The 7,875-nt window shown below is 52.5% G+C and carries 10 protein-coding genes; 7 read left to right on the top strand and 3 right to left on the bottom strand.

Annotated elements, in window-relative coordinates; genetic code table 11:
- The first annotated feature begins 107 nt into the window (after nucleotides 1–107).
- Complete coding sequence (locus tag FJ147_25755) at nucleotides 108–605, top strand: hypothetical protein (protein MBM4259293.1); 498 nt, start codon at nucleotides 108–110, stop codon at nucleotides 603–605.
- A 512-nt stretch (nucleotides 606–1,117) separates the two neighbouring features.
- Here the strand turns inward: FJ147_25755 and FJ147_25750 are convergent.
- Both FJ147_25750 and FJ147_25745 read right to left on the bottom strand, forming a co-directional pair.
- Complete coding sequence (locus FJ147_25750; protein MBM4259292.1) at nucleotides 1,118–1,741, bottom strand: class I SAM-dependent methyltransferase; 624 nt, start codon at nucleotides 1,739–1,741, stop codon at nucleotides 1,118–1,120.
- Nucleotides 1,742–1,778: 37 nt separating this feature from the next.
- Nucleotides 1,779–2,288, bottom strand: a complete 510-nt coding sequence (locus tag FJ147_25745; GenBank protein ID MBM4259291.1) for a hypothetical protein — start codon at nucleotides 2,286–2,288, stop codon at nucleotides 1,779–1,781.
- A 105-nt stretch (nucleotides 2,289–2,393) separates the two neighbouring features.
- Here FJ147_25745 and FJ147_25740 point away from each other — a divergent pair, with 105 nt between their 5' ends.
- From FJ147_25740 to FJ147_25730, 3 genes are all read left to right on the top strand, one after another.
- Complete coding sequence (locus tag FJ147_25740; GenBank protein ID MBM4259290.1) at nucleotides 2,394–3,578, top strand: acyl-CoA dehydrogenase; 1,185 nt, start codon at nucleotides 2,394–2,396, stop codon at nucleotides 3,576–3,578.
- A 115-nt stretch (nucleotides 3,579–3,693) separates the two neighbouring features.
- Nucleotides 3,694–4,590, top strand: coding sequence for an SDR family oxidoreductase (locus FJ147_25735; protein MBM4259289.1), 897 nt, complete (start codon nucleotides 3,694–3,696; stop codon nucleotides 4,588–4,590).
- 144 nt (nucleotides 4,591–4,734) lie between these two features.
- Entirely contained in the window at nucleotides 4,735–5,343 is a 609-nt protein-coding gene (locus FJ147_25730) for a peptidylprolyl isomerase (protein ID MBM4259288.1), read from the top strand.
- 82 nt (nucleotides 5,344–5,425) lie between these two features.
- Here the strand turns inward: FJ147_25730 and FJ147_25725 are convergent, their stop codons facing one another.
- The gene (locus tag FJ147_25725; protein ID MBM4259287.1) at nucleotides 5,426–5,899 is read right to left on the bottom strand and encodes a hypothetical protein; all 474 of its coding nucleotides are present in this window, start codon (nucleotides 5,897–5,899) and stop codon (nucleotides 5,426–5,428) included.
- Between the two features lie 23 nt (nucleotides 5,900–5,922).
- On the opposite strand from FJ147_25725, the gene FJ147_25720 reads away from it, so the two are divergent.
- The 3 genes from FJ147_25720 to FJ147_25710 are packed head-to-tail and all read left to right on the top strand — an operon-like array spanning nucleotide 5,923 to nucleotide 7,690.
- Nucleotides 5,923–6,558, top strand: a complete 636-nt coding sequence (locus FJ147_25720; protein MBM4259286.1) for a CDP-alcohol phosphatidyltransferase family protein — start codon at nucleotides 5,923–5,925, stop codon at nucleotides 6,556–6,558.
- Between the two features lie 15 nt (nucleotides 6,559–6,573).
- On the top strand, nucleotides 6,574–7,032 hold the full coding sequence (gene ureE / locus FJ147_25715) for an urease accessory protein UreE (protein MBM4259285.1): 459 nt from the start codon (nucleotides 6,574–6,576) through the stop codon (nucleotides 7,030–7,032).
- The gene (locus FJ147_25710; protein MBM4259284.1) at nucleotides 7,016–7,690 is read left to right on the top strand and encodes an urease accessory protein UreF; all 675 of its coding nucleotides are present in this window, start codon (nucleotides 7,016–7,018) and stop codon (nucleotides 7,688–7,690) included. The genes ureE and FJ147_25710 overlap by 17 nt, the downstream gene beginning before the upstream one ends.
- Nucleotides 7,691–7,875 lie beyond the last annotated feature (185 nt).

Here is a 7,875-nt window from a genome sequence, read left to right as displayed (position 1 = left end):
CCATCGGTAGCATGGCGTATCCATCCTCTTCCTCTATATCTGCGCGCCTCTTGACCGCAGTCCACGCTCGCTTACCACCCTACCCTTCCAAGTCGTGTAATGAGGAAATGGATGAGGAGGAAACGTATCTCGTGAGAGTCCTGCAAGACGGTCAGTGGACTGACACGTGGCAGGTTCCTGCTGAATATGAACCACCGCAACTCGCGCCCATTATCGATGAGTTCCTGCTCGAACGGATCAAACGCGCCAACTATCCACAGCAAGGTTCGTGGATGACCGATTGTTTACTGCTGCCGACTGTGGTTGGCGAAGGAGATCGACCATTTTATCCGCACAGTTTCCTGGTGATGAACGAAGCTGCGCTAGTGCTCGGAATGGAATTATTGAAACCTGGAGAACGCGAGCGCGAGGTCCCGGCTCGATTTCTGAAAATCGTCCAGCAGTTGGAAATGCTCCCGCAACTCTTGATCGTCGGAAGCGACTCAGCCTTTGTATTGCTGGAACCAATTGCCGAAGCACTCGGTATAGAGATTACCCAAGAGTCAGAAATTCCCGTCTTTCAGGAGTTCCTTGAAGAGCTTGTTGGGGCAATAGGACGGGGATAAACGCGCTCTTTATGTATGTGTGTAATTGGCTTTAGCCCAGCTCTCAGCTTACGACCCTCACCCTAGCCCTCTCCCTGCCAGGGCAATGGTATTAAGTTAAGCCACGACCTTGCGGATGTGGGTTCCTTCTCCCACCGGGAGAAGGTCAGGATGAGGGGATCGAAAAGCCAGCAGCCTTATATTTCATCCCCTCACCCTAGCCCTCTCCCTGAGGGAGAGGGAATCAGAAAGCTACTAACTTAACGCCATTGCCCTAATGACCGGGGACAAGCTGCGCGGGCATGACGAACACGCGGCTCCTCACGAGGGGAAATCCGCGCCAATCGAGGCTTGGATAAAAAACCTATACAGAACTCGTCGTCCAGATTCGCCCGTGGCTATTTAGCAGAAATAAAGATCTAGAGAAAATGCGTCGCTCGTGAGAATGAGGGGCAGACCCAAGCAAATGAGCGAGCCTGCCATTTCTTCCTCCGTATGCATGCATGCTGGAGCGGATCAATGCGTGGCCGGTTCTACGCTTTCCGCCACACGCTGGCGAGCCACGGCTGTTGTGTGCGTGGCAATCCTGTCGGTCGGTAATAGTGTTCCAGCTCAACGAAGCGCGCGTCCGACAGGTATTGACGCCATGTCTCAAGATCATGGAACGCGCCGTACCGCCCTGCGCTCCAGCCCTCATAATTATCTCCACGCGGATTGGAGCTGAAGAAAATCCCTTCAGGCTTCAGTGTGGCATACAATTGTTGTAACACCCGAGGTAACTCACTGCTTGGGACATGGAACAGCGAGGCATTCGCGAAGACCCCATCAAAGTGATTGTCCGGCAGAGCAAGCGCAAGGAAATCCTGGTGCCACACTTCACATCCTGTGTTTTCACGCGCCATCGTTACGAAGCGTACTGCGCCATCTAACCCGACGGCTCTATGCCCCAGACCAGTGAACGCTTTGAGGTCGCGTCCCGGTCCGCATCCGAAGTCGAGAATAGTGAACGGTGGCGCACCGTTGATGTGACGTAATAACGCTGCTATGTTCTGGCTGACGTCGTGATTCCACGTACCGGCGCGAAAATCGTCGGCGTTCTGATTGTAATGTTCCAGTGTTTGCGAGGAAATGGCGCTCAGATTGATTTGCTGTTTCATTGCGAGTGCTCAGTGCTCAAACATTTGTTGCAGATTTTTACAATGGCCCACCTTTAATCTTCTCAAACAGCTTGCGGTTTTGCTCGTCCAGCACGATGCTTTCCATGAGCGCGCCGATGGCAGCTTCGGTATCGAAATAGGCAAACTTCACTCCAGGATTGTTGCCGATACGGCCACTCTGAATCACGGGAAATCCATTGGCGGCGAAGTCAGCAATGACTTTATCGTGGTCTGGTACGATGAACCCCAAGTGATGTAGGCCCTCGCCTTTTTTGTCGAGAAACTCTTTGTAGACATTCTGCCCAGACACATGCTGAATCAGCTCAATTTGTGTATTGCCTGCATAGCCAATCGCGATGTGAATATGAAAATCGCCTGGCTTGCCGCGATACGTTGCTTCGTGCACTTGGACGTCTTTAAAGAGAAAGAACTTGGGTACGCCGAGTTTCTCGGTGAAGAAACGTTCTGAAGCGCTGATGTCGTTCACGACAAAGGCGACTTGGTGATGTCCTGCGGCGATGTACGTATACGGTGATGTTGTTGCCATGCTTGTTCTCCTTTTTTGTTGCTGCGATTTCTTATCGCGCGAAAGCAGGGCATATTGCAATCCGCCCCGACCGCTGGCTAAGGTAGGGCCGCAACGAGGAACACTATGGATTTTAATTTCTCTCCTGAAGAAGAAGCATTTCGCCAAGAGGTACGTACGTGGTTGGAAAGTAATCTGCCCAAGGACTTTGATCCTGAAAAAGTCGAGGCAATCGACCTGGAGGCGCGTTTCGATTTTCAACGCGCGTGGCAGAAAAAAGCCCATGAAGGTGGTTGGGTCGGGATTCACTGGCCCAAGGAGTACGGTGGACGTGGTGCCAGTCTGATGGAGATGTTCATTTTCAATCAGGAACTCGGGAAAGTGCGGGCTCCGCGTTACGCGAATATGCTGGGTTTGATTATGTCTGGCCCGACGCTCATTCACTGGGGCACCGAAGAACAAAAGAAGCGCTACCTCCCGAAGATTCTCTCTGGTGAAGAGATTTGGTGCGAAGGGCTGTCAGAACCGAATGCAGGGTCCGACTTAGCCTCAATGCAAACGCGAGCGGTTGAAGATGGTGATTTTTTCGTCGTCAACGGACAAAAAGTCTGGACCAGCTATGCGCATCGCGCCAGTTTCATCCAACTGTTTGTGCGGACTGACCCCGATTCGCCCAAACATCGCGGTATTAGTTGTTTGATTGTTGATATGAAAACGCCGGGCATCACTGTGCGACCACTGGTACAGATCACCGGCGATGCTGAGTTTAACGAAGTGTTCTTTGAAGATGTGCGCGTGCCAAAGGCCAATCTGATCGGTCCAAAAGATGAAGGCTGGAAAGTATTGGTGACGACACTGATGCACGAGCGGGCAGGCATTGGTTCAGATTTGCCGGTGCATCGACATCTTAAAGAGTTGATTCGTCTCTGTCAGGTGTTTGAAATTAACGGACAACCAGCGAGTAAAGACCCAGCCGTGCGACAAAAGCTCGCACAGTTCACGATGGAGAGCCAGGCGATTACTTACAACATGTTTCGCAGCTTCAGCAAACGGCTCAAAGGCACTCCGCCTGGGCCAGAAGGGTCGATCAACAAATTGTTTGGTTCAGACCTCAATATGCGCATCGCGCAATTTGCTACTGAACTGTTGGGGCCGTATGCGCAGGTGGTCCAGGGCTCGTCGCACGCCGTTGATCACGGGCGCTGGCCACGTGCGGCGTTGTGGTATCGCTTACTCACTATTGGTGGTGGTACGTCGGAGATTCAACGTGGCATTCTCGGTGATCGGATGTTGGGATTGCCGAAGGGGTAAAAAGCTATCAGCCCTTAGCCCTCAGCGGTCAGCTAAAGGAGAAAAACTTGTTCGATTCTTGCTGATAGCTGACAGCTGAACGCTGAGGGCTAAAAAAGAAAAGGAGGAATTCATCATGGGCAAACTCGATGGCAAAGTTGCAGCAATTACTGGTTCAGGACGTGGCATTGGACGTGGCATTGCGCTGTTGATGGCAAAGGAAGGCGCTAAAGTCGTGGTCAACGATCTAGGCGCGAGCGTCGCAGGGGAAGGCGTAGACAAAGGGCCAGCCCAACAAGTTGTTGATGAGATCAAAAAAGCGGGTGGGCAAGCGGTTGCGAACACCGATAATATCGCGACTGTGAAAGGCGGAGAGAACCTCATTCAAAACGCGATCGATTCGTTTGGCAGAATCGACATCTTGGTTAACTGTGCAGGCATTTTGCGCGACCGCATGATCTTCAACATGAGCGAAGAAGAATGGGATGCGGTGATCGCCGTTCATCTCAAAGGACATTACTGCACGATTCGTCCAGCCTCAGCAGCGATGCGCCAACAGAAGAGTGGACGTATCATTAACTTCTCGTCTGGTTCAGCGCTTGGCGCGCCGGGGCAGCCGAACTATGCTGCGGCCAAAGCTGGGATTCTCGGACTGACCTATAGTTGCGCTAATTCGCTCGCGAAGTATGGGATCACGTGTAACGCCATCATGCCCGGCGCAGCGACTCGCATGACTGATACGATTCCTGCCAACTTTGCGCAACAGATGGGTCTTTCAACAAGTAGTGAGCAGGCTCAAGCGAGTCCGATGGACCCGAATAACGTTGCGCCGATCGTCGCCTATCTTGCGAGCGACAAAGCCGCACATGTGAACGGACAAGTGTTTGGTGCTAGTGGGTATCGCATTGCGCTCTACACGCACATCGTTCCTGAGAAGGTGATTTATAGCCAAGGGCCGTGGGATCTTGATCATCTCTTCAAGGTGTTTGACAGCACGCTCGGCTCGCACCTGGAACCGCCACGCATGTTGTAAACAGAAGAACCTTTTGATCCCGTGGGTGTTATGGTATGGTGACCGTCACTCGTTAAAGATTTTCGAGGGCATCACTTTATAGAGGGCACGAGAATTGCGATTTTCCGCCTCGTGCCTTCTTTTTTTGGAAAGGAGTGAACAGGGATGATGAACGGAAGAAAAAGCAGAAGCAGCATTGCACTGGCAGTGGGTGCGAGCTTGGTATGGGCATTGGTGGGCCCAAGTTGGGCAGATGAGAAGAAACCGGCTGCTGCTGGAGTTATTGCTGATGGCAAACAAGTGTCCTTGGAATTTACTCTCAGTCTTGATGATAAAACCCAGGTCCAATCAAACGTAGGTAAAGAGCCTTTAGTGTATACACACGGAGCGCATCAGATTGTGCCTGGGCTGGAGAAAAATTTGGTAGGGCTCAAAGCCGGAGAAACGAAACATGTTGAAGTCTCACCTGACGAAGGGTATGGCCAGGTTGACCCCAAACGCACCCAAGAGGTCGAGGTGGATAAAATTCCGGAAGGTGCGCGGAAGGTTGGTTCAAAGCTGACTGGGCGTGCCCCGAACGGCCAGATGATGTTTGCCGAGGTCAAAGAGATTAAAGACAAGACTGTGGTTCTCGATATGAACCATCCGTTAGCTGGGAAGAAATTGATTTTCGATGTCAAAGTACTGAAAGTTGAAGGTGCACCGAAGGTTGAGGCCCCAGCTCCGGCACCGGCTGCCGCTGCTCCTGCGCCAGCTCAAGCTGAGAAAAAATAGTTTCTTGTTCTTGTAAGAGATGAAACACGAAGGGGCGACCAACTTGGTCGCCCCTTTTGTTTTCTATGCTATTGCCTTTTGCTTACCATCCCCGATGATAACGATCGTGGCCACGGTCAAGGTTGCGATGGCCTTTATCTCGTAAATTGTCGACTTTATTTCGCTTGTGGTCGTATTTGCGGTCGATCTCTCCCAATCTGTCCTGGTAACGTGGATCAGAGGTATTCCCACCAAAGCGTCGTGCGGCCTTCTCTCGTGCCTCTTGTTCTTGTCGGTCTAAGCGGCGCATGCCTTTTTCGTATTTCCGCTCGACCCGGTCTGCATCACGTTCAATGTCACGATGTACCTGTCCATGTGAGCGATTATCGTAACTTCCATACGAATAGGGGTTACGGTTGCCATAGTATGGATCGTAATAGCCCCCGCTGTAGTACGGATCATAGGTGCGGTAGGGAGACCCATATCCATACCCCCGCCCGCCATACGTCGGCCCACACCCAACCGTGAACAAGGTCGTGCCAAGAATGACTGACCAGAGTAAATGTTTCGTGATCATGGTGTACTCCTTCTGCTCCTTCTATGGTAAAGAAACGTAACAATTGTGAAAAGGACTCGATTGTGGCTCTTTCTTTTCCGGTAAGAAGATCGTTTAATTTCGCCCATGTGCTAACCAGTGTACGGTTAGTGCTGACCCCCGTATTTCTCGTTGTTATCGAAACTGGCTACCGTCAATCAACCCTCCTGAATGCTCTTACCGTTGTTGTCCTCTTTTTGCTGATTTGTGCAAGCGATTACTACGACGGCCCTGTCGCTCGCGCCTTGGGGGTAGATTCCGACTTCGGCAAAGTTTTGGATAACCTGGCTGATATTACCTTTCTGCTGGTGACCCTGACCTTCCTTGTGCATATCGGCACTACTCCCTGGTGGATTCCCACTGCGATTGCGCTAGCGTTTGGACAATATACGGTCGACTCGTGGTTACTTGCTGGCCGAAAAACCGACGTCGTCCTGGTCTCTAACCCTATCGGCCATTGGGCTGGGATCCTCAACTACATTGGTACTGGTGTGGTAGCGCTCCACACCGCTTCACAACAGCTACTGCCGCAATTGCTTTTGCAGAGTTTTCTCGTCGGGTGGCTGCTCTATTTGTTGTTGGCTATGGCGATGCGATTACGTTTCTTCCTTAGGATCCGTGGCGCTCGGAGCTGTACCTAAAAGGAAAGGCCTGTCTTGCTTCATCTTACCGACATCCTGGGGTACGTCTCAGAGCGCGACTTTGCTGAGCAGCTCCACCGACTTGAGCACGCCGGTAAGGTCGAGTCCGTTGTGCTAAGCCGCGCCGATGCCAAACGGCATCGCTTACGAGTGACGACTGATCACGGTACTGATGTTGCGATCGCGTTAGCCCGAGATACGACGCTTGGTGATGGTGCGGTTCTTTATCTCGATGAAGATCGGGCTATCGTCGTGCGGATGAAAGAGGAGGAATGGTTGGTCTTTGTTCCTCGTGACGTGAATGCCGCGTTGGAGCTAGGGTACACCGCAGGCCATCTGCATTGGCGGGTGCGCTTCTCTCCTCTTGGCCTGGCAGTGGCGCGTGAAGGACCTGAACAGACCTATCTCGATCGCTTACGTCCGTTGCTGACGAGTGGACGTATCCAGAAAGCTCAGGATGACGAATCCGCCTGAAATACTGACACTCTTACAGCACGGCGACAGTTTCTTCCCGAGTGGTGCGTTTGCGTCATCTTGGGGACTGGAGACCTTACACGCTGACGGAAAAGTGACTGATGCTGTCTCGCTGACGCGATTCATTGCCGGGCAACTCCGCTTACGTTGGGCACGGTGTGATCGTGTCGCATTAATCAGTACCTATCGCGCGGGTGATGCTCTAGCGCAGGTCGCTCAGATTGATGCTGAACTTGAAGCTCTTGCGCTTGCCCGTGACCTGCGTGAAGCCTCCCGCCGGGCCGGGCGTGCGCTCCTGCGCACCCATGCGCAGTTAGCAACGCGCAATGCCGCTACGTATCTGGAGTGGATCAAAACAGGACAGGCCTATGGTCATGTACCAGTGGCGCAAGGAGTAGTCTGGCGCGGTGTTGGCCTGAGTGAAGAGGCCGCAACCATGCTATCTGGCCACGGGTTGTGTCTGACCTTCGTTAGCGTGGCGATACGACTAGGAATCATCAGTCACATTGAAGCGCAACAGATTCTTGGGCAATTGCACGCGCCGTTGCTAGAGATATTGCACCTTCCTCCTCCTCCTTTCATGAGCAGCTTCTCCCCGCTCACAGATGTTGCCATAATGCGCCACGAAACGCAGAGTGTTCGGTTGTTCGCCAGTTAATGAAACTAGAGAGCATGACTGTGTACACTTTACGACGTATTTCTATGGCGCTGTCATTCTGAGTCCTCCACAGCGCGCGGCGCGGAGCGTGGAGGCAGAAACGAGACAGTGCTATGCTTGGCGGCACGGCCCCGACAAGCTAAGACCGGCGTTGCCAATGGTGCTGCAGGAGCCCATTTCTGAGT

It is taken from the genome of Deltaproteobacteria bacterium (assembly GCA_016874775.1).
GTDB lineage: Bacteria > Desulfobacterota > Binatia > Bin18 > Bin18 > VGTJ01.
The sequence above is the reverse complement of the archived record's forward strand: the minus strand, read 5'-3'. Positions and strand labels throughout refer to the sequence as shown.

What these genes read in the sequence shown, in the direction of transcription:
- FJ147_25730 (MBM4259288.1), top strand. Translation starts at nt 4,735, where the DNA reads ATGATGAACGGAAGAAAAAGCAGAAGCAGCATTGCACTGGCAGTGGGT.
- FJ147_25720 (MBM4259286.1), top strand. Translation starts at nt 5,923, where the DNA reads ATGGTAAAGAAACGTAACAATTGTGAAAAGGACTCGATTGTGGCTCTT.
- FJ147_25725 (MBM4259287.1), bottom strand. Translation starts at nt 5,899, where the DNA reads ATGATCACGAAACATTTACTCTGGTCAGTCATTCTTGGCACGACCTTG.
- FJ147_25750 (MBM4259292.1), bottom strand. Translation starts at nt 1,741, where the DNA reads ATGAAACAGCAAATCAATCTGAGCGCCATTTCCTCGCAAACACTGGAA.
- FJ147_25710 (MBM4259284.1), top strand. Translation starts at nt 7,016, where the DNA reads ATGACGAATCCGCCTGAAATACTGACACTCTTACAGCACGGCGACAGT.
- FJ147_25740 (MBM4259290.1), top strand. Translation starts at nt 2,394, where the DNA reads ATGGATTTTAATTTCTCTCCTGAAGAAGAAGCATTTCGCCAAGAGGTA.
- FJ147_25745 (MBM4259291.1), bottom strand. Translation starts at nt 2,288, where the DNA reads ATGGCAACAACATCACCGTATACGTACATCGCCGCAGGACATCACCAA.
- FJ147_25735 (MBM4259289.1), top strand. Translation starts at nt 3,694, where the DNA reads ATGGGCAAACTCGATGGCAAAGTTGCAGCAATTACTGGTTCAGGACGT.
- FJ147_25755 (MBM4259293.1), top strand. Translation starts at nt 108, where the DNA reads ATGGATGAGGAGGAAACGTATCTCGTGAGAGTCCTGCAAGACGGTCAG.